The organism is Lentzea sokolovensis (assembly GCF_033949975.1).
Lineage (GTDB): Bacteria > Actinomycetota > Actinomycetes > Mycobacteriales > Pseudonocardiaceae > Lentzea > Lentzea sokolovensis.
In genome coordinates this window covers 39,363-58,909 of sequence record NZ_JAXAVU010000007.1, presented here as the reverse complement: position 1 = coordinate 58,909, position 19,547 = coordinate 39,363, and the positions used below count along the sequence as shown (strand labels likewise).

The 19,547-nt window shown below is 68.4% G+C and carries 20 protein-coding genes; 9 read left to right on the top strand and 11 right to left on the bottom strand.

What is annotated here, in order from left to right; genetic code table 11:
- Both SK854_RS12610 and SK854_RS12605 read right to left on the bottom strand, forming a co-directional pair.
- Positions 1-639: an ABC transporter permease gene (locus SK854_RS12610; protein WP_319975251.1), complete on the bottom strand. Its 639-nt coding sequence runs from the start codon at positions 637-639 to the stop codon at positions 1-3.
- The gene (locus tag SK854_RS12605) at positions 636-1,718 is read right to left on the bottom strand and encodes an ABC transporter ATP-binding protein (protein ID WP_319975250.1); all 1,083 of its coding nucleotides are present in this window, start codon (positions 1,716-1,718) and stop codon (positions 636-638) included. Before SK854_RS12605 ends, SK854_RS12610 begins: the two co-directional genes overlap by 4 nt.
- Before the next feature lie 132 nt (positions 1,719-1,850).
- On the opposite strand from SK854_RS12605, the gene SK854_RS12600 reads away from it, so the two are divergent.
- The gene (locus tag SK854_RS12600; RefSeq protein WP_319975249.1) at positions 1,851-3,401 is read left to right on the top strand and encodes a bis-aminopropyl spermidine synthase family protein; all 1,551 of its coding nucleotides are present in this window, start codon (positions 1,851-1,853) and stop codon (positions 3,399-3,401) included.
- On the opposite strand, the gene SK854_RS12595 is transcribed toward SK854_RS12600, so the two are convergent.
- Together SK854_RS12595 and SK854_RS12590 are read right to left on the bottom strand one after the other, a co-directional pair.
- On the bottom strand, positions 3,363-6,539 hold the full coding sequence (locus tag SK854_RS12595) for a bifunctional diguanylate cyclase/phosphodiesterase (protein ID WP_319975248.1): 3,177 nt from the start codon (positions 6,537-6,539) through the stop codon (positions 3,363-3,365). The two genes, SK854_RS12600 and SK854_RS12595, sit on opposite strands and share 39 nt — an antisense overlap.
- Positions 6,540-6,764: 225 nt before the next feature.
- Positions 6,765-7,913, bottom strand: a complete 1,149-nt coding sequence (locus SK854_RS12590) for an NAD(P)-dependent malic enzyme (protein WP_319975607.1) — start codon at positions 7,911-7,913, stop codon at positions 6,765-6,767.
- A gap of 381 nt (positions 7,914-8,294) precedes the next feature.
- Between SK854_RS12590 and SK854_RS12585 the strand changes: the two genes are divergently transcribed.
- Complete coding sequence (locus tag SK854_RS12585) at positions 8,295-8,894, top strand: dTDP-4-dehydrorhamnose 3,5-epimerase family protein (RefSeq protein WP_093592084.1); 600 nt, start codon at positions 8,295-8,297, stop codon at positions 8,892-8,894.
- Here SK854_RS12585 and SK854_RS12580 read toward each other — a convergent pair.
- The gene (locus tag SK854_RS12580) at positions 8,884-9,159 is read right to left on the bottom strand and encodes a S24 family peptidase (protein ID WP_319975606.1); all 276 of its coding nucleotides are present in this window, start codon (positions 9,157-9,159) and stop codon (positions 8,884-8,886) included. The two genes, SK854_RS12585 and SK854_RS12580, sit on opposite strands and share 11 nt — an antisense overlap.
- Before the next feature lie 101 nt (positions 9,160-9,260).
- Between SK854_RS12580 and sodN the strand changes: the two genes are divergently transcribed.
- Positions 9,261-9,668: a superoxide dismutase, Ni gene (sodN, locus tag SK854_RS12575; protein ID WP_093592081.1), complete on the top strand. Its 408-nt coding sequence runs from the start codon at positions 9,261-9,263 to the stop codon at positions 9,666-9,668.
- 76 nt (positions 9,669-9,744) lie between these two features.
- On the top strand, positions 9,745-10,155 hold the full coding sequence (locus tag SK854_RS12570) for a YkvA family protein (protein WP_319975247.1): 411 nt from the start codon (positions 9,745-9,747) through the stop codon (positions 10,153-10,155).
- A 35-nt stretch (positions 10,156-10,190) separates the two neighbouring features.
- On the opposite strand, the gene SK854_RS12565 is transcribed toward SK854_RS12570, so the two are convergent.
- Both SK854_RS12565 and SK854_RS12560 read right to left on the bottom strand, forming a co-directional pair.
- Positions 10,191-12,854, bottom strand: a complete 2,664-nt coding sequence (locus SK854_RS12565; protein WP_319975246.1) for an alpha/beta hydrolase family protein — start codon at positions 12,852-12,854, stop codon at positions 10,191-10,193.
- 122 nt (positions 12,855-12,976) lie between these two features.
- Complete coding sequence (locus SK854_RS12560) at positions 12,977-13,144, bottom strand: hypothetical protein (protein WP_319975245.1); 168 nt, start codon at positions 13,142-13,144, stop codon at positions 12,977-12,979.
- Between the two features lie 119 nt (positions 13,145-13,263).
- On the opposite strand from SK854_RS12560, the gene SK854_RS12555 reads away from it, so the two are divergent.
- Positions 13,264-13,761, top strand: coding sequence for a hypothetical protein (locus tag SK854_RS12555; protein ID WP_319975244.1), 498 nt, complete (start codon positions 13,264-13,266; stop codon positions 13,759-13,761).
- Between the two features lie 7 nt (positions 13,762-13,768).
- On the opposite strand, the gene SK854_RS12550 is transcribed toward SK854_RS12555, so the two are convergent.
- Entirely contained in the window at positions 13,769-13,930 is a 162-nt protein-coding gene (locus SK854_RS12550) for a hypothetical protein (protein ID WP_319975243.1), read from the bottom strand.
- Positions 13,931-13,998: 68 nt separating this feature from the next.
- On the opposite strand from SK854_RS12550, the gene SK854_RS12545 reads away from it, so the two are divergent.
- The 4 genes from SK854_RS12545 to SK854_RS12530 all read left to right on the top strand — a co-directional run bounded on the left by SK854_RS12545 (position 13,999) and on the right by SK854_RS12530 (position 17,226).
- Entirely contained in the window at positions 13,999-14,595 is a 597-nt protein-coding gene (locus tag SK854_RS12545; protein ID WP_319975242.1) for a histidine phosphatase family protein, read from the top strand.
- Positions 14,595-15,068, top strand: a complete 474-nt coding sequence (locus SK854_RS12540; RefSeq protein WP_319975241.1) for a GNAT family N-acetyltransferase — start codon at positions 14,595-14,597, stop codon at positions 15,066-15,068. Before SK854_RS12545 ends, SK854_RS12540 begins: the two co-directional genes overlap by 1 nt.
- Positions 15,069-15,194: 126 nt before the next feature.
- Positions 15,195-15,611: a DUF5684 domain-containing protein gene (locus tag SK854_RS12535; protein WP_319975240.1), complete on the top strand. Its 417-nt coding sequence runs from the start codon at positions 15,195-15,197 to the stop codon at positions 15,609-15,611.
- A gap of 139 nt (positions 15,612-15,750) precedes the next feature.
- A complete protein-coding gene (locus tag SK854_RS12530; protein WP_319975239.1) occupies positions 15,751-17,226 on the top strand; it encodes a glycoside hydrolase family 28 protein in 1,476 nt (491 codons plus the stop codon).
- Here SK854_RS12530 and SK854_RS12525 read toward each other — a convergent pair.
- From SK854_RS12525 to SK854_RS12515, 3 genes are all read right to left on the bottom strand, one after another.
- Entirely contained in the window at positions 17,223-18,035 is an 813-nt protein-coding gene (locus SK854_RS12525) for an SAM-dependent methyltransferase (RefSeq protein ID WP_319975238.1), read from the bottom strand. The genes SK854_RS12530 and SK854_RS12525 overlap by 4 nt on opposite strands.
- Before the next feature lie 145 nt (positions 18,036-18,180).
- Positions 18,181-18,891 (bottom strand): S1 family peptidase, encoded by a 711-nt coding sequence (locus SK854_RS12520; protein ID WP_319975237.1) that lies wholly within the window; start codon positions 18,889-18,891, stop codon positions 18,181-18,183.
- Positions 18,892-18,974: 83 nt separating this feature from the next.
- Entirely contained in the window at positions 18,975-19,394 is a 420-nt protein-coding gene (locus tag SK854_RS12515; RefSeq protein WP_319975236.1) for a hypothetical protein, read from the bottom strand.
- Between the last annotated feature and the right edge of the window lie 153 nt (positions 19,395-19,547).

Below are 19,547 nucleotides of genomic sequence, written 5' to 3'. Positions count from 1 at the left end.
TCACCTCCCCGCCCGTGCCCACGGCGTGAGCAGCCGTCCGATCAGCAACAGCAGGGCGTCCGCGAGCACCGCCAGCACGACCGTCCCGATGAGACCCGCGAGGACCTTCTCGGTGTGGTCGGTCTGGTAGCCCTCGGTGAAGAGCTGGCCGTAGCCGCCGAGTCCGACGAGCGCGCCGACGCTCACCATGCTGATGTTCGACATGGTCGCGACCCGCAGGCCCGCGATCGTGACCGGCAACGCCAGCGGGAAGTCGACGGTGAGGAAACGGCGCAACGGCCGGAACCCCATCGCGTTCGCCGCGGCGACGACGTTGCCCGGCACCGCGGACAGCGCGTCCGCGACCGACCTGATCATCAGCGCGAGCGTGTAGACCGCCAGCGGCACGATGACGTTGATCTCGTCGAGGATCTTCACGCCGAGCAGCACCGGCGTGATCACGATCAACGCGATGGACGGGATCGTGAACAGGATGTTGGCGAACGGGAAGAGGACCGCGCGCGCCGTCTGCGACCGGCTCGCCCACCACCCCAGTGGGATCGCGAGCACGAAACCGATCAGCACCGGCACGACGGAGAGCCGCAGGTGCACCTCGGTGACTTCCCAGAACCTTTCCCAGTTCTCGAAAATCCAGGTCACTTCGGGACCTCACCCGCCGCGCGGGCCTTCGCGAGGGCCTTGATGACGTCGTCGGCCTTGACCACGCCGGTGACGGCGCCGGCGCCGTCGACGACCACGCCGAGCGCGGACGGCGAGCTGAGCGCCGCGTCGAGCGCGCCGCGCAACGTCGAGCCGTCGTAGAGCGAACCGCCGGAGATCAGGTCCTTCTCCACGACCTCGACCTCACCGTCCACACCGGACAGCCAACCCTTCGGCCGGTTCGCCTCGTCCACGACGAGCGTCCAGTCGGTGACCGTGATGCGCTCGCCGAGCTTGGCCGTGGTGACGGGGTGCACGGGCACGTCCGCGTGCAGGAACGTGAGCGTGCGGTAGCCGCGGTCACGTCCGACGAACGAGGCCACGAAGTCGTTGGCGGGCGCGGCCAGCAGCTCGGTCGGCCGCGCGTACTGCGCGAGGTGCCCGCCCGTCTGGAACACCGCGACGCGCTCACCGAGCTTCAGCGCCTCGTCGATGTCGTGCGTGACGAACACGATCGTCTTGTCGAGTTCCGCTTGCAGACGAAGGAGTTCGTTCTGCAGGTCCTCGCGCACGACCGGGTCGACGGCGCTGAACGGTTCGTCCATCAACAGCACCGGCGGGTCCGCGGCGAGCGCGCGGGCGACACCGACGCGTTGCTGCTGGCCGCCGGAGAGCTGGGCCGGGTAGCGCTTGCCGAAGTTCGCGTCGAGCCCGACGATCTCCAGCAGTTCGGCCGCACGCGTGCGCGCCTTGCGTTTGTCCCAACCGGACAGAAGTGGGACGGTCGCGATGTTGTCGAGCACGGTCCGGTGCGGGAACAACCCCGCCTGCTGGATGACGTAGCCGATGCCGCGCCGCAGCGTGGGCGGATCCACGGTGAGGACGTCCTTGCCGTCCACCAGGATCGTGCCCGACGTCGGGTCGATCATGCGGTTGACCATGCGCAGCGACGTCGTCTTGCCACAGCCGGAAGGACCGACGAACACCGTGATGGTGCCCGCCTCGACCGTGAGGTCGAGCTCGTCGACAGCGATGGTCCCGTCCTCGAACCGCTTGGTTACGGCCCGGAACTCGATCACCCTTCGGATCCCTCCGGTCGTGACGACCACCCCGATTGGGCCGCCCTGGATGTAGATCCCAAAGACCTTAACTCGTTCGGCGTACCCCGGCACAGCGTTCCACGATGTGACGGGCCGTATGGTTTACGTCTTGTGACGATCGACCAGGTTCGGCAGTTGGTGGCGGAGCGCGGCGTGCACGCCCGCAAGCTCCGCGAAGTGTTGTCCCTGCTCAGCGAGGACTGGCACCCGCTGGCGGAACTCGTGCGCCTGCCCGCGGTTCCGCGCCGCACCGTTCAGGACCTGCTCAAGGCCCTGGGCGACGACGCGGAATCTTCAGACGATCGTTACCGCATCGCCCCCGGTCTGGTGGCCTCGTACCGCTCGGAGTTCGGCGTTTCCGGTGTCCGCGACCACACCGACGTGCTGCGCCAGATCCTCGTGGACATCGCCGACGTGCCGTCGCCTTTGTCCTCGTTGGACCACGTGCAGGCGACGGCCGAGACCGCGCTGAACCGCGCTGTGTGGCTGAACTCCCACTACGACCTGGCGGGCAAGCGGCTGCTGTGCCTGGGCGACCACGATTTGACGTCGCTGGCCGTCGCCGCCGTCAATCCGAACGTGTCGATCACGGTCGTGGACCTCGACGAGCGCCTGCTGGAGTTCATCGACTCACGGGCGCTGGCACGCGGGCACGACATCCGGACGTTGCACTGCGACATGCGTTTCGGCCTGCCCGCGGGCGCGCTCGAATCGTTCGACCTGGTCTTCAGCGACCCGCCCTACACCCCGGAGGGCATGGGCCTGTTTGCCGGCCGCGGCATCGAGGCATTGGCGGACATCGCGTCCGGCCGCCTGCTGCTGGCCTACGGCTTCTCCGACCGGACTCCCGCGCTGGGCTTGAAGGTGCAGCAGGAACTGCAGAAGCTCGGGCTGGTCTTCGAGGCCATCCTGCCCGCGTTCCACCGCTTCGACGGCGCGCAGGCCATCGGGTCCGCCGCCGACCTGTACGTGTGCCGGCCCACCGGGCGGCGCGCGGTGTCCGGTGGCACGCGGATCTACACGCACGGCGCGCAGTCCGTGGAGTCGTCAGGGCCTTCGTCCGAGGCGCTGTCCGCCCTGTCGGAACTGGCTCCGCGCCCGGAGTCCTCGCCGCCGCCGAAGCCCCGTTCCGCAGGGTGGGCCGAGCCCGTCGGGAAGGGCGCGGCGTCGCTGGCCGTCGACCTGTCCGCGGATCCGGGGCCGTGGCTGCTGCGCACGTTGCTGGCCTCGTCGCCCGCGCGGCTGGCCTGCCTGGTGCCGAACAACCACCCGGCGGTGTCCTCGGAGGCGGGGCAGAAGGAACTCCAGGAGCTGGTGCAGACCCGGTTCAAGTTGAAGTTCCTGCGCAACAACCCAGATGGCAAGACCACGATCGTCGTCGCCGATCAGGTTCTCACCGGAACGTTGTCGCTGGGCGAACGCACGGTGCGCGAGGTCCTGATGAAGGCGCACGGCAAGCTGCGCAACGTCTGGCGCGAAGCGTTGATCACCGCGTCGCAGGGCGTGCTGACCAAGCGGCAGGCGGCGGAGATCGTCGACAACGCCTCGGTGGCGTCCGACGATCTCGAACTGCGGTTGATCGACCTGCCGAAGCACCGGATCGCGGCGCTGCTGCCGGAGATCTCAGCCAGCGCGGGGTATGTGGAGCGGTCCGAGGGCTAGCACCGCGCGGAACTCCTTGGGCGGCACCGGACGCGAGAACAGCCAGCCCTGGTAGGCGTCCACCCCGACACCACGCAGAACGTGGAACTGGGTGGCGGTCTCCACGCCCTCCGCGACGCACTTGCGTCCCATCGCGCGGGCCATGTCGACGACGGCACGGGCGACGGCGAAGTCCGAGGAGTCGTTGCCCACGCCGGAAACGAAGCGCCGGTCCACCTTGATGATCTGCGCCGGCAGGTCCTTCAGGCGGGCCAGCGACGAGTAGCCGGTGCCGAAGTCGTCCACGGCGAACTGCACGCCGCGCTTCACCAGTTCGTCCATCGACTGGCGGACGCGGGAGGGCAGGTCGACGAACGCGGTCTCGACCAGTTCGAGCACCACGCGTTCCCACGGGACGCCGGACTCCATGATCGCGGTCGACACGATGTCGACGAACTCGGGATCGCCCGGCACCAGGCCGGCGAGGTTCACGGCCACCGACACCGGGCGGCCGTCGGGCGCGGGCCAGGTCGCGGCTTCGCGCAGGGCGGTGCGCAGGACCCAGCGGTCGAGTTCGCGCATGAGGTCGCCCTGTTCGGCGACGGGCAGGAACACGTCCGGCGGCAGCATTCCGCGGTCGGGGTGCGGCCAGCGCACCAGGGCCTCGGCGGTCAGGACGGCGCCGTCGACGCCGACGACGGGCTGGTAGTGCAACACCAGGCCGTCGTGTTGCAACGCGTCGCGCAACTGGCCTTCGAGGTGCACCTGGCGGTCGGCCGACGCGATCAACGCCGCGGAGGCCAGGGACACGCGGCCGGCGCCGGCGCGCTTCGCCTCGAACATCGCGGCGTCGGCGAACCGCAGCAGGTCGGCACCGTTGGCGCGCGAACCGTTCGGGACTGCGGCGCCGATCGAGGCCGAGACGCGGACGAGCTGGCCGTGCACCGGGACGGCCGTGCGCAGCAACGAGGCGACGCGCGTGGCCAGGGCGTCGACGCCGCCGACCGAGTCGATGTCCTCGCAGATGATCACGTACTCGTCGCCGGACAGTCGGGCGGCGGTGCAGCCGTCGGGCAGGCCGCCCTCCAGCCGTCGCGCCAGAGCCACGAGCAGTTCGTCGCCGGCGTCGTGGCCGAGAGAGTCGTTGACGCGCTTGAAGTTGTCGATGTCGCAGAAGAAGACGGCGACCTTCGAACGTCCGGGGCCCTCCAGCAGCTTGGCGAGGATCTCCTTGACCAGCGCGCGGTTCGGCAGGCCGGTCAGCTCGTCGTGGGTCGCCTGGTGGCGCAACGCCTCGGCGGCGCGGCGGCGTTCGGTGATGTCCAGGAACACGATCAGCCAGAAGCGGCGGCCGTCGTCCTGCACGGACAGAGCGATGTGGAGTTCGCAGTAGACCTTCTCGCCGTCCGGGCGGACGAGGATGCGCTGCGGGATCTTCTGCGTGCGTTCGGCGGCCCACTGCAGGCCCGGCGAGGTGTCCTCGGGGTGGGTGAGCTGTTCGGCGGTCATGCCGCGCAGCTGTTCCAGCTCCATGCCGAGCAGGTCGCACAACGCGTCGTTGGCGTCGACCAGGCGCTCGCCCTCGTCGAACAGGCCGATGCCGACCGGCGTCACGGACACGAGGTCGGTGAAGCGCTGCGAGGAACGCTTCATGCGCGCCTCGGCGGCCCGTTGCTCGGTGACGTCCTGGGCGGTGCCGACGGCGAGCTGCTTGCCGCGCGCGTCGTGGACGATCATGCCGTGGCAGCGGAAGATGCGCGGTGAACCGTCCGGGCGCACCACGCGGTGCTCGAACTGCGAGGCGACCTCGTCCACCACCAGCTGGCGGCACAGGTCGTCGACCCAGGCGCGGTCCTCGGGGTGCACGAGGTCCAGGTAGGCCTGGTAGCTGCCGGGAAGTTCCGCGGGCAGGCCGAAGAGCTCGCGCAGCATGTCCGACCACACGACCTCGCCGGTGCCGGGGTTCCACTCCCACATGCCGAGGCGGGCGGCCTGCTGCGCGTCCGCCAGCCGTCTGCGGTCCTCGCGCATCTGACGTTCCAGGGCACGTGCTTCGGTGACGTCCTGGATCGTGCCGTGGTAGCGCTCGATGCGGCCGGACGGCGCGATCTCGGCGCGGGCGCGGCACATGTAGACGCGCTCGCCGACCTCGCTGCGGACCTCGACCTCGACCGGCGCGTTGTCCTGGGTGTGCAGCAGCTGGTGCCGCAACGCCTTGACGGCCTCGCGGTCGTCCGGGTGCACGCCGCTGAGCAGGTCCTCGTCCGGCGTCATGCCGAGCTCGGCGAACATCTCCATCAGCACTTCGCTGCGGTGCACGGCGCGCGTGCCGGTCTCGTACGCCCAGCTGCCGATGCGGGCGATGCGCTGCGCTTCCAGCAGCCGCGCCCGTTCCTGGGCGAGCTCGGTGGCCGCGCGCTTGGACTCGGTCATGTCGCGGATGTAGCCGGTGATCTTGTCCAGGCTGCCGGCGTCGTCCAGCCTCGCCTCGGCGACGCCGCGGATCCACCGCAGCTGGCCGTCCGGGCGGACGATCCGGTACTCGATGTCGATCGGGTCGCCGGTGATCTCGCGACCGTGCCAGTACGTCTCGACCATGTGGTAGTCGTCCGGGTGCACGACGTCCAGGACGGCCTGCGCACCAGGTACAACGGCGCCGCGTTCGAGGCCGAGGAGTTCGTAGTGCGTGTCCGACCAGACGGTCAGGCCGGTCCCGGGATCGAACTCCCAGGAGCCGAGTTCCGCGACCCGCTGCACCTTGCGCAGCCGGCGCTGTTCGTCGCGCAACGCGTCCGCGGCGGAGGCCAGATCGGACACGTCGATCAGCAGGACGGCCTGCAAGCCCGTTCCCGGAACGGCGTGGCGGGCGACGCGCACCGGCAGTTCGGTGCCGTCCGCGCGCAGCAACCGCAGGTCGGAGGTGTTGCCGAGGAGCAGCTCACCGAGCGGGTGCCCGACGAGGTCGTCGGCTCCCTGCGCGGCCGCGAGCTCCACGGCGGCGGGGTTCGCCTGCATGACGACACCCTTGGCGTCCACGAGCAACGACGGCGCGTCGGGCAGGGTCAGCCCGTCCAGCGTCATCGGAGGTTTCCCGGACGCCGGAACAGCCGTCCGTGCACGGCCGTTCACCACCGTCGCGCGTCCCACCCACTTGGGCACCGGCCCACCCTCTCCCGCATCCACCGCCCGCGGCAATTCGGGTGGGCGCGACAACGGCACCCGAACGGCGGCAAACACGAACCCTCTCCTCGAGTGAACACCCGAGGAGAGGGACGGTAGCGCTTCAGAGCGTCATCGCCCACCCCTGCACGGGTTAACGAAAAGCCACGGTCGTGGTTCCGGTACCCGTGAAGATGCAAATGAGTGGCGAATACAAGTGCCGGATCAGGCGACTCCGTCGGCCTTCGCCGCCACGGCCACAGCCGCTGCGACCTCGGGTCCGACGCGCGGGTCCAATGCCGAGGGAACAATTCGGTCTGGGCCCAAATCATCCTTCGCGACGGCGAGAATGGCATCCGCGGCCGCGAGTTTCATGCCTTCCGTGATCCGTCGCGCACCCGAGTCGAGAGCCCCGCGGAAAATGCCGGGGAACGCGAGCACGTTGTTGATCTGGTTCGGGAAGTCGCTGCGGCCGGTCGCCACGATCGCGGCGTGCCTGGCGGCGACCTCCGGGTGCACCTCGGGGTCCGGGTTCGACAGCGCGAAGACGATCGAGTCGTTCGCCATGCTCGCGATGAGGTCCTCGGACACCTTGGAGGACGAGACGCCGATGAAGACGTCCGCGCCGCGCAGCGCCACGTCGATGCCGCCGTCGAGGTTGCTCTTGTTCGTGACCGCCGCGATCTGCTCCTTGACCGGGTTGAGCCCGGCCCTGCCCGCACGAACGATGCCGCGCGAGTCGAGCAGCGTGATGTCACCGGCGCCGGCCGCGATGAGGATCTTGGCGATCGCGATGCCCGCGGCGCCCGCACCGGAGATGACCACCCGCTGGTCGCCGATGTTCTTGCTGAGCACCGTGTTCGCACCGTTGAGCGCGGCGAGCGACACGACGGCCGTGCCGTGCTGGTCGTCGTGCATGACCGGGCAGTCGAGCGCCTCGATCAGCTTCTGCTCCAGCTCGAAGCAGCGCGGCGCGGAGACGTCCTCCAGGTTGACCGCGCCGAACGACGGGCGCAGCCGGACGAGCGTCTCGACGATCTCGTCCACGTCCGTCGTGTTGAGCACGAGCGGGATGGAGTCGAGGCCGCCGAACGTCTTGAACAGCGCGGACTTGCCCTCCATGACGGGCAGGGACGCGCTCGGGCCGATGTCACCGAGACCGAGCACCGCGGTGCCGTCGCTGACGACGACGACCAGGCGGTGCGCCCACGTGTACTTCGCGGCCAGGCTCGCGTCCTCCGCGATGGCCTTGCTCACTCGTGCGACACCAGGGGTGTACGCGATCGACAGCGCCTTCGGGTCAGCGAGCGAGGCGGTCGCGCCGACCTCGAGCTTCCCGCCCAGGTGCGCGGTGAAGATCTCCTCGTCCGTCAACTGCGTCGGATCGGAGTTCTCGGTACGGGCTTCGTTCACTGCTGTCACGGCGTCCCTCCTGCGGTGCGGGCGGCGTAGTGGCCCAACTGGGCTCATTCACCAAACGGCGCACCGGCCCAGCGTTGTCACACCGGGTACACGGGGCCTGGAAACTCGGTCGACGACCTCCGACGAGTTGCGTCGGAGAAGTGCCCGAGTGTTGCGGGTGACGGGAAGTGTGGCAGGGTCCCGCGTCGCTGTCTGCGGCGGGGATCACACTTTTTCCGCAGGTCAGAGGGCATGTAGCAAGACGTCCGTCCGGTTTTCTGCACCGACCGGTCAGTTTCTGCAGGCAGGAAGCACCCGATCGGTCAAGAAAGATTGACGCCTTAGAGTGACGGCATGCAGGCGAGTTCGCTGAAAATTGACGGCGCGTTCGAGTTCACCCCTCGGACATTTCCCGACGACCGAGGCGTGTTCGTCTCGCCGTACCAGGAGGCCGCCTTCACCGAGGCGGTCGGCCACCCACTCCGGGTCGCCCAGACCAACCACAGCGTCTCCCGCGCGGGGACGATCCGCGGCATCCACTACGCGGACGTCCCGCCGTCGCAGGCGAAGTACGTCTTCTGCCCGCGCGGCTCGTTCATCGACGTGATCGTGGACATCCGAGTCGGCTCCCCCACGTTCGGCCAGTGGGACGCCGTGCTGGTGAACGCCGAGAAGTGCAACGCGGTCTACCTGGCGGAGGGCCTCGGCCACGCCATGATCGCGCTGGAGGACGACACGACGATGAACTACCTCTGCTCCACCGTCTACAACCCGTCCGGCGAGCACGGCCTGACGCCGCTCGACCCCGCTCTCGACCTCCCGTGGCCGCGCGAGCTCGAGTTCCTGTTGTCGGAGAAGGACACCTCGGCTCCCACCCTCGCCGAGGCCTACGAAGCCGGCGTGCTGCCGCGCTACGAGGACTGCCTAGCCCTGTACGCGTCCCTCAAAGCCTGAAACCAGGCCTCGGCCATAGTCGAGCTTTGACAACTCCGAGCACCTGCGCAGGTCCGAGGTGCTCGGAGTCCGTGCTCGCGAACGGGTTGTCTCCCACCACGTGCCACCCGCCGTCCACTTCGTGGGAGGCGCGCTTCACCGACAACTGCCCGGGCCTGCTCGCCCACGAGACGAGCACCACCTGCCCGGGCTTGGGTCGCACACCCCACCTGACCAGCACGACGTCCTCGTCCCTGAGGGCAGGCGCCATCGACGGACCCCGCACGAGCACGGTGGAAAGACGCGGTCTCAACGATCACCCTTCGATCAGCCGGAGTAAGGTTCTTCCCGTCGGAGCATCCACTGTTTTTCATTCTGGGAGGAACGATGCGACTCGTGTCGCGCATTCTCCGCCCACGCGTTGAGGCGACCGCGCACTGCGATCTCCCCTGCGGCGTGTACGACCCGGCCCAGGCCCGGATCGAGGCCGAGTCGGTCAAGGCGGTCCAGGAGAAGTACCAGGCGAACGAGGACCCGGAGTTCCGGGAGCGCGCCATCCTGATCAAGGAGCAGCGCAGCGAGCTCGTCAAGCATCACCTCTGGGTGCTGTGGACGGACTACTTCAAGCCGCCGCACTTCGAGAAGTACCCCGAGCTGCACGACCTGTTCAACCGCGCCACCAAGGCCGCGGGCGCGGGCGGCACGAAGGCGTCGATGGACCCGGCCTCGGGTCAGGCGCTTCTCGACCTGATCGCGCAGATCGACAAGATCTTCTGGGAGACCAAGCAGGGCTGAGCCCTCAGCCTTCTGGACGCCGCTGGCCTGCGAAGATGTCTTTCGCAGGCCAGCGTTGTCTTTCCGGGGTGCGGTGATGACGGGCACGTGGTGGTTGGACCTTCTGATCGGCGTCGTCGGCGCGCTTCTGCTGACGTGGGTCGTGCTGGTCGTCGTGTTGATCACAGCGAGGCCGCGCGGAGGACTGCTTCGCGAAGCACTCCGGCTGCTCCCCGACGTGGTGCGCCTGGTGCACCGGCTGGCCGTCGACCGCGCCCTGCCGCGCGGCGTGCGGATCAGGCTGGGTCTGTTGCTCGCCTACCTGGCGCTGCCCATCGACCTGATCCCCGACTTCATCCCCGTTCTCGGGTACGCCGACGACGCGATCATCGTCACCTGGGTGCTGCGCGGGGTCGTACGACGTGCCGGTCTGCCCGCGGTCCGGCGGCACTGGCCTGGAAGCGATGACGGGTTCGCGGCGTTGTGCCGGCTCACCGGCATGTCGTGAGTGGTCGTGGTCAGGCCACGACCACTCACCAACTCTCACGCCGCGTCCGTGACCTTGCCGATCACCTCGAAGTCGGTGCCGGTGGGCGAGACGCCCTCGAACTTCAGCCGGACCTGCTCCTCCCCCTCGGTCTCGGTGTCGGTCACGGTGGGCACCCCGAACTCGTAAGTGGTCGAGCCCGTCTGGATGAACGCGTAGAACCCGGCCCGCGTGGAGGACAACGGTCGCGAAGGCAGCGCCTCCTCACCGGAGTTCCTGAGCAGCCACTCGGCGTCGACGTCCGTTGTGGACAGTTCGGTGCCGGAGGCGGGTGCCACCGGAACGCCGGAGAGCGCGACCGGCGAGTCGACCGCCTCCGACAGGGTCAGCCTCCACTTCAGGGTGCCGCCCTCCACGACGCTGCCGGCGACGGGGGTGACCGTCACCTTCGGCGCGGGGTCGTCGTTGCGCACCAGCAGTCCGCCGACTGCGGAACCGACGACCGCGTTGGAGATCGCCTGGACCGACACCGGGTAACGGACGTCGGCGCTCCACCTGGTGTTGCCGGTGTAGGTCACCGGTACCTCGGCGCGGTTTTCGCCCGGCTTCAGCGTCACGAGTTGGGTCGTGGGCTGCTTGGTCGCCGGGTCGGTGTAGAAGACGCGGATCACGCGGGTGCCGTTGCCGGTCGCGGTGACGACGATGTTGTGGGTCTGCGCGCCGGAGTCGCCCTCGTCGACGGTCGTGACCGCGGCGTCGACCCTGGCCAGCCGCGTGGGAACCACGGGGACAAGGCCCTTCTCCCAGCCGTGGGCGTCGATCAGCCACGCTTCGCCGGACGCGGACTCGGGGACCAGTTCCAGCGAAGCGACCCGGCCGACGCCCGAGGGCAGCGGCACGCGGACTTCCTGAGCCCACAACGAACTCGTGCGATCCGAGCCGGGCAGTCCGGTCACCGAGACGGCGCCGAGCGAGTGCTTCCGTCCACTGTGGTCGGTCACGGAGACGCCGAACCGGGAAGCCGCGGAGTTCGGCGGAACGGCCAGGCGCAACGCCAGATCGCTGGAGCCGTTCAACGACACCGGTGCGGAAGGCGTGACCACCCCGGCCTGGCCCGCGGCCGACCACTTGAACGCGACCGAAAGGCGTTCGGGCTGTGCCACCGCACCCCGGAAACCGACGAAGTGCGGTGAACGCGCGGTGCTGCACCCGACGGCGGCATCACGGGACGTTTGCTGACAGACACGCGCACTGCCGGACACACCGGTGGAACCGTCCGGCACGACGAGCGACTTGCGGTCCGCGCCGATCGCGTGCGAGAGAACGCGGGCCGGGTCGGCGGACGGGGCACGGACGCCGGAGCCGTCGAGCAGCGGCAGCACGGACTGGTCGCGGCCGAGGAACAGGCGCGTGGACGCCGCGATGTAGGTGGCGCCCATGGTCTGCTGCTGGTCGGCGGTCAGGCGGGTGGCGGTGCCGGGCGTGCACAGCGGGTCCGGCTGCTGGCCGGGCCAGAAGTCGTCGGACGCCGGCGCCTCCGCCTGGCCGGGGGTCCACTCGCTGTTGAAGTAGTTGTGGTTCGCGCCGATCATGTACAGGGCGCTGTGCACCGCGTCGCCACGGCTCAGGCCGCGCGTCTGGTCCACGAACATCTGGCCCTGCAGGTCGGACACGTCACCGTCGCAACCGGGCAGGAACGTCACCGAGGGCACGTCCGGCGCCGGGTTGTGGCCGAAGATCGTGGGACCGATCAGCACGTCGCCGCGGATGTTCCAGAGCACCGGGCCGGAGAACCCCGTGTCACCAGGCGGTGGGGTGAGGCTGTCGGTGGCGGCGCGGTTGACGCCCTCACCACCGCGGGAGTGGCCGACCAGCAGCACCTTCGACATGTCGGCGGCCGGCGCGGACTTCACGGCGCCGGGCGCGGAACCCTTGCCAGAGGCCCAGTCCGCCCACTTCGCCAGGTGGTGGCGCACCAGCGACGAACGGCCCTGCGCACCCGCGTCGGCGGTCATCGCGTCCTGGGCGTTGATCCCGTTGGCGGAGATCGACACCGTCAGATATCCCTGCGACGCCAGCAACTGCTGCGCCTTCAGGTAGCCCTTGTGGCTCGGCACCGCCGTCAAACCGCTGGGGCACGGCCAGTTCATCGCGATCCGGTTCGGATCCGACTTGCTGTAGCAGGTGTAGTGCCTGCCGTGCAGGAAGAGCACGAGCGGCCGCTTGCCGGGCGCACCCTTGGGCGCGACGACGACGGCCTCCATCTCGATCGGCGCCGCGTACTCGGGCAGCTTGATCGAGTCGAGCGCGTACTCACCGGTGCCGGTGGCGTACGGCCCCGGCGTGCCCGGATCCACGCCGGCCTCTGGCTGCAACGCCGGCAGCTCTGGCACGGACAGACCGGCCGCCGGAGGCTCCGGCACGTCCAGCCGCTTCCCGGCCGACCGCACCTGAAGTGCGGCGGGGTCCTTCAGAGCGGCCTTCAGCGTGTAGGTCCGCAGGTTCGCCGACTCCTGGGCGCGCCCGAGGAACCGGTCGCCCTCCCAGAACTCGACACCCGCGTCGAGCAACGGCATCGACGTGGCGGTGGTCCACCGGATCTCGTCACCGGAGACGGTCCAGCCAGGTGCGGAAGATGGTTCCGGCGCGGCCGACGCGGGCAGCGCCGGTAGTACCGCTGCCAGCAGAACAGGAAGTAAAAGCGCGACTGCACGGCGCATGAGCGGGTCCCCCTCAAAAAGGACTGTCCACTCCGTTCTAACCACGCCGTGCAGCACGAGGCTCGTGATTCCGCCCGGAATCTGCCAATCAAAACGACAACCCGACGGGAGTATTACGCCATTCAGCTCAACGCCGGGTGATTTCCCTCATCGGAGCAGAAGTTGCCGATAGTGGGGCAGGGCCAGGTGACGACGCTCACCACACTGCCCGCGAGGGTGTTCGCCGCCTGAGGACCTTGGCCGATCTCGTCCGACGGCTCCAGTTCCTGCCAATCCAGCACGTATCCCACGTCATTCCCCCTCAGAACCGCGATCAGGACGTCCCAGAAAAGCAGCCGGCACCGTCAACGCGCCCGCATTTCGAGGAGAGCCGAAATGTCACCGGTCTGGTGCGTGCAAGGATTTCCGCATGGCAGTGGCACGGGGGCTGGTGGCGACCGACGCGGGCATGCAGGTGCTGTGGCATCGCAAGCCGTTCACACACGTCGTCGACTACGACACGTGGGAAGAAGAACTGCTGGACGACGCGGGCATCGTCCGCCACATCGAGACGGGATCAGTGGTTCCGCTCAGCACGGGCATGGATGGCGCGTGGGAGTTCATCGTGCGGTGGGGCGAGGACCCCGCGCTCACAGAAGCCGAAGAGCAGCACGTCGCCGTGAAGTCCGAGCCCTATCTGCTGATCAGCGAGACCGACGTCCGGGTGAGCGGCATCGAGCACATCACCGGGAACGCCGAGGAGGACGAAGGATTCGCCGTCTCACTGCCTCCCGGCCGGTGGAGCGTGACCACACACCTGATCGACGCCGAGGCGCTGGGCGAAGCGCTGGACTTCGTGGTGCTGATCAAGCCCGACCGCGGCGAACAGCACCGGACGGACGTTCAGCCGTTCGACCGCCCCCAATAGCGGACCATCACCGGTTTCTGGGGTCGTTGTCGCGCTCGTTCTGACTCAGCTTGTTCCACGTCGAGGTCAGTTCCGCGCGGATGCGCGCGACGCGAACCCCGAAGGCCTCGCGGATCTCCTGGGCGTCGACCTCGTCAGGGGCGCCGTGGTCGTGATGCTCGCCGCTCATGGCGCGCGGGGTACCTCGACGGTGTACTACTCCAAACGTGGTCCCCGTCACTCCTTAGGATCAACCAGGTGAGCACCCACCTCTACCTGCTGCGTCACGGCCAGACCGAGTGGTCCGAGAGCGGCAGGCACACGGGACGCACTGACATCGAGCTGACGCCTGAGGGCGAGCAGCAGGCACGCCGCGCGGGCGCGACGCTCGCCCGGCTGAGGGGCACGGACCAGGCACCCGCGCTGGTGCTGACCAGCCCTCGGCAGCGCGCCACCAGGACGGCCGCGCTGGCCGGGCTGGAGGTCAACGCGACGACCGAGGACCTGGCCGAGTGGGACTACGGCGACTACGAGGGCATCACCACGCCGCAGATCCGCGAGCGCGTGCCCGGCTGGACGGTGTGGTCGCACCCCATGCCGGGCGGCGAGACGCACGCGGAGGTGCAGGAACGGGCCCGCAAGGTGCTCGGCGAGGTGCGCAAGATCCTGCCCGGCGGTGACGTGGTGCTGGTGGGCCACGGGCACTTCAGCCGTGTGTTGATCGCGGCGTGGCTGGGCCTCGCGCCCGACCAGGGCGTCCACTTCGGACTGGACCCGGCCGGCATCTGCCAGCTGGGCGACGAGCGGGGCGACCCGCAGGTGCGCAGGCTCAACGTGCCTGCCTGGGAGGTGTGATGATCCGGCGGGTGGAACCGCGTGACGTCGACGCGGTCGTGGGGCTGGTGCACGAGCTGGCGCTGTACGAGAAGGCGCCCGAGCAGTGCCACCTCACCGCGGAGCAGTTGCACACCGCGCTGTTCGGCGAAAGTCCGGCGCTGTTCGGCCACGTGGCCGAAGTGGACGGCCGGGTCGTCGGGATCGCGTTGTGGTTCCTCAACTTCTCGACGTGGGACGGCGTCCACGGCATCTACCTCGAAGACCTCTACGTCACGCCGGACCAGCGCGGCAACGGTCTGGGCAAGCAGCTCCTGAAAGCGCTTGCCCAGGAATGCGTCGCCAAGGGGTACACCCGTTTGCAGTGGTGGGTGCTCAACTGGAACGAGCCGAGCATCGGCTTCTACAAGTCGTTGGGCGCCGTCCCGATGGACGAGTGGACGACCATGCGCGTCGCGGGCGATGCCCTGGCCGAGCTCGGCCAGTCACTCTGAAGGTTGACGGAAGGTCTCGAAACGCTCACGAAACGGGGATTCCACTGAGGACGGGTCCACGGTGCTGGCAGCGTCCCCGCTCGCCGATCCCCCGGCACAAAGTAAGCGTGGAAAGAAGGAAAGACCGTGGGCACTGACCCGACTACGATCGACCCCGCCGTCTCGACCGGCATCGGCGTCTTCGGAACGATCATCTACCTGGCGCTCGCCATCTTCGGCGTCGTCGTCTTCTGGAAGACCTTCACCAAGGCCGGTCAGCCGGGCTGGGCCGCGATCATCCCGATCTACAACATCTACGTCCTGCTGAAGGTCGCGGGCCGTCCGGGCTGGTGGCTGATCCTGCTGCTGATCCCGATCGTCAACATCGTCATCCTGGCGATCGTCTCGATCGATGTCGCGAAGTCCTTCGGCAAGGACACCGTCTTCGGTGTCGTCGGCCTGTGGCTGTTCAGCATCATCGGTTACGCGATCCTCGCGTTCGGTGGCGCGCAGTACCGCGGCCCGGCCGCGCTCGCGGGCCAGCAGGCCGCCTACAAGGGCTGAGCAAGACCACGAAGGCCGGTTCGCGAAGTCACCCTGGACTTCGCGGGCCGGCCTTCACTACGATTTCTCCTGAAAACGTTTTCAGAACTTTTCAGACGCCGAGCAGCCGCCGCCCTCGACACAAGAGGAAGGACCAACGATGAAGCGTCGACTGACCGGCGCGTTCGTCGCACTGGCGGTGGTCGTGGCACCGGTAGGAGTGGCGAAGGCGGCGAGCTTCAACGTCAAGGACTACGGCGCGAAGGGCGACGGCAAGGCGATCGACTCGGTCGCCATCGACAAGGCCATCACGGCGGCCAGCGCGGCCGGCAACGGCACCGTCGAAATTCCGCCGGGCACGTACCTCTCGCGCTCGATCCACCTCAAGAGCAACGTCACGATCAACATCCAGCAGGGTGCGCGCATCGTGGCGTCCGGCAGCGGGATCGACGCGCCGGAACCCAACCCCACCTACGGCAAGTACCAGGACTTCGGGCACAGCCACTTCCGCAACGCCCTGTTGTGGGGCGAGAACGTCGAGAACGTCAGCCTCACCGGCAAGGGCGTGATCGACGGCGCGAACAAGCTGGAGACCGGCGAGAACATCCCCGCGGGCAAGGGCGACAAGATGCTGTCGCTCAAGTTCTGCAAGAACGTCACCATCACCGACGTGACCTTCCGGGAGGCCGGTCACTTCGCGATCATCACCAACGGCTGCAACGGGATGAGGCTCGACCGCATCACCGTCGACACCCCTGACGACCGCGACGGCATCAACTTCATCAACAGCTCCAACGTCGAGCTGTCGAACTCCACCGTCATCTCCAGCGACGACGCCGTGGCGTTCAAGAGCGACTACGCCACCGGAAAGACGTTCCTGAGCGAGAACAACGTCGTCCGCGACTCCACCATCCAGTCGACGGAGAACAACGCGATCCAGTTCGGCTCCGAGACCTGCGGCAGCTTCAGGAACATCCAGTTCCGCAACCTCAAGGTCACCGGCGCCTCGAAGGCCGGTCTCGGCATGGTGTCGATGGACGGCGCGGTGATCGAGGACGTCCTCTACGAGAACATCCAGCTCACCAGGACCGCCTCACCGATCTACCTGCACGTCGGCAAACGCGGCCGCTGCCCGGACAGCCCGCCCACCGGCAGGATCCGCAACATCACCTATCGCAACATCACCGGCACGAACCTGACCGCGCCACGCGACATCCCCGGCGACCCCGAGTACGCGTCGACCGTCTCCGGCCGGTCCGACTCGAAGATCACCGGACTGACGTTCGACAACGTGAAGCTGACGGTTCCGGGCAACCACAAGGAGTCCGACGCTTCGAAGAGTCCGCCCGAGGTGTCCGGCGAGTACCCGCCGCGGATCTTCGGCGTGCGGCCGGCGTTCGGGTTCTGGATCCGCAACGCGACCGGCGTGGAGTTCCTGAACAGCACGGTCGAGTTCGAGAAGAACGACGGGCGCCCGGCCATCACGACCGACAGCGTGCAGAACATCTCGCTGAACGGGGTGAAGGTGGAACGCAGCACCGGCGCGAACGACCTGCAATGGCGCAAGAGCACGGGAACGACGGTCACGGACAGCACGACCACAAGTGGTCAGGCGCTGCGAGTGAAGAACGGCTAGACCATCCCCACGGCGCCGTACGTCGACGCGTCGGCCGCGGCGGAAGTACCGGGAAGCTCGCCGTCCGCCCGCCAGTGGGCGGCGAGCACCAGGCCGGGTTCCAGCAGCTTCAGGCCGCAGAGGAACTCCTCCACGTCCTGTTTGGACCGCGGTTCGAGCTTGGAGTCCATGTGGTCCGAGAGGTCGACCAGCCGATCGACCAGTTCCGGTTCGACGTCCTTCGTGAGGTGCGTCAGAGCGATGATGCTGCCCTCGGCCAACGCGGCCCGGTAGCGCGCGACGACACCGGCGGGCTCGTCGATGACGTACGGGAGGATGCCGACCATCAGCACGGCGGTCGGCTGGGTGAAGTCGATGAGACGACGTGTCTCCGGGTGGCGCAGCACGGCTCCCACGTCGGAGATGTCGGACTGCACGATGGCGGCGCTGAGGTTGTCACGCAGCATCGTGCGCGCGTGGGCCACGGTCACCGGGTCGTGGTCGACGTAAACGACGTTGCACGACGGGTCGAGTGCCTGGGCGGCCTCGTGGACGTTGCCGGCGGTCGGGATGCCGCTGCCCAGGTCGAGGAACTGGCGGATGCCGTACTCCTCGACGCACAGACGCACCACGCGGCGGGAGAAGGACCTGATCGTGCGCGCGATCTCGGCGACGGGGAACTTCTTGATGCTCTCCTCGGCCAACGCGCGGTCAACCGCGAAGTTGTGCGCTCCGCCGAGGTAGTAGTCGAACAGGCGGGCCACATTCGGGCGTTCGGAATCGCCGTTTGTCGCCACCCGCTTCGGGCCGTCCTGCACTGCGCACCTCACCCTGCTCCCAAGCGGCGCGAACGCTGGAGGCACGGTAGCTGGCTACTCCGTTCGTGTCCATCCACCATTAGTGAACACGCAGGGTGATGGCCCCCGGCCGGAGCCGAGGGCCATCGCAGGGTTACCGCAGGTGAATCAGGGTGTGTCAGACACCCGCGTACTGACGGATCCAGGCGCGGTAGCTGGTGTTGTTGATGTTGGTGTAGTTCGAGACGCTCGAACGGTCCGAGGTGGACGCGACGCCGACCTGACGGCCGTCCGCGAACATCGGGCCACCGGAGTCCCCGCCGGCGGCGATGCCGTCGATCCGGCGCACGCTGATGGCCTGGCCACCGCGGTAGTCACGACCGTTCGTGGTCGTGACGCGGGTGTCCGCGACCTTCAGGTAGCGGGACTGGCAGTTGATCTCCGGCTGGTTGGTGCAGGTGGCGCCCCAGCCGTAGAGCTTCACGGTCTCGCCGACCGAGACCGTCGAGCCGAGCGGGGCGAACGGCGCGGTCATCGTCGTGCCGACCCGCGCGAGCGCGAGGTCGGCCGACGGGTGCTTGATGATCTGGTTCGCGGTGACCAGCTGGCCACCGGAGGTCTGGTCCAGGCTGCCCGCGCGGAACGTGTACGTGCCGTTGCCCGAAACGCAGTGCTCAGCGGTCAGGATCCACTGAGGTGCGATCTTCGTGGCGGAGCAGTTCTCCCGCCCGTTGAAGAACAGGCGGGCCGCGTACGGGAAGTTCGACGCGTAGCCGCCGCCGATGATCATCGGCGACATGTTCGGGTCCTCGGGCGCCGCCGAAGCCGTCACAGGGGCGAGGGAGAGAGCCGCCAGGACGGCACCCGCGATCGCAATGGTCAAACGCATGGTTGGTCACCTCGGTGAGTGCAGGGAGTGGTTAAGCAACCACCCACAGCTTCACCCGGCCGTGTGACCGTGACCACCCTCCGTTAGTCGGCTTTGTCGCCTTCCGATACGTCGTCGAGGCCCATCGCCCACCTGCGCCCGTCGTTGGTGAACAGGAACACGAGCACGACGACGCAGTAGATGCCGCCCAGCGAGCCGAGCAGTTGCTGCTGCGAGGGCCCGTACGCGTACCAGGCGCAGCCGAGCAACAGCAGCTGCGTGACGATCACGGGCGTGCGAGCGCCGTGGTGACCGCGGAACAACATGACCGTCGCGAAGAGCGCCCCGCCGAACCAGAGCACGAGCACGCCGGCCGCACCGAGGATCGGGCCCGCGGGCGTCGAGCCCCCGATCACCCGGATGACGAGCGCGACGGCCAGCGCGATGCCGCCCAGACCCTGCACGAAGGTGAGCGCGGACGCGATGCGCACCGCGCGCGGCGGCGCCTGGATCTGAGTGGTCACGGGAGACCTTTCATCACGTTCTGTACTGGTCACGGATCGTAGGCCACCCGGTTGGAGGGCTCTCCGAGCACGTCCCACGCGGGAAGATCAAGGGGCCTTCAGCGAGCCGGCGGTCGTCCGGGGTGCACTCGGCTGCGAGGTGAACGCGGTGCT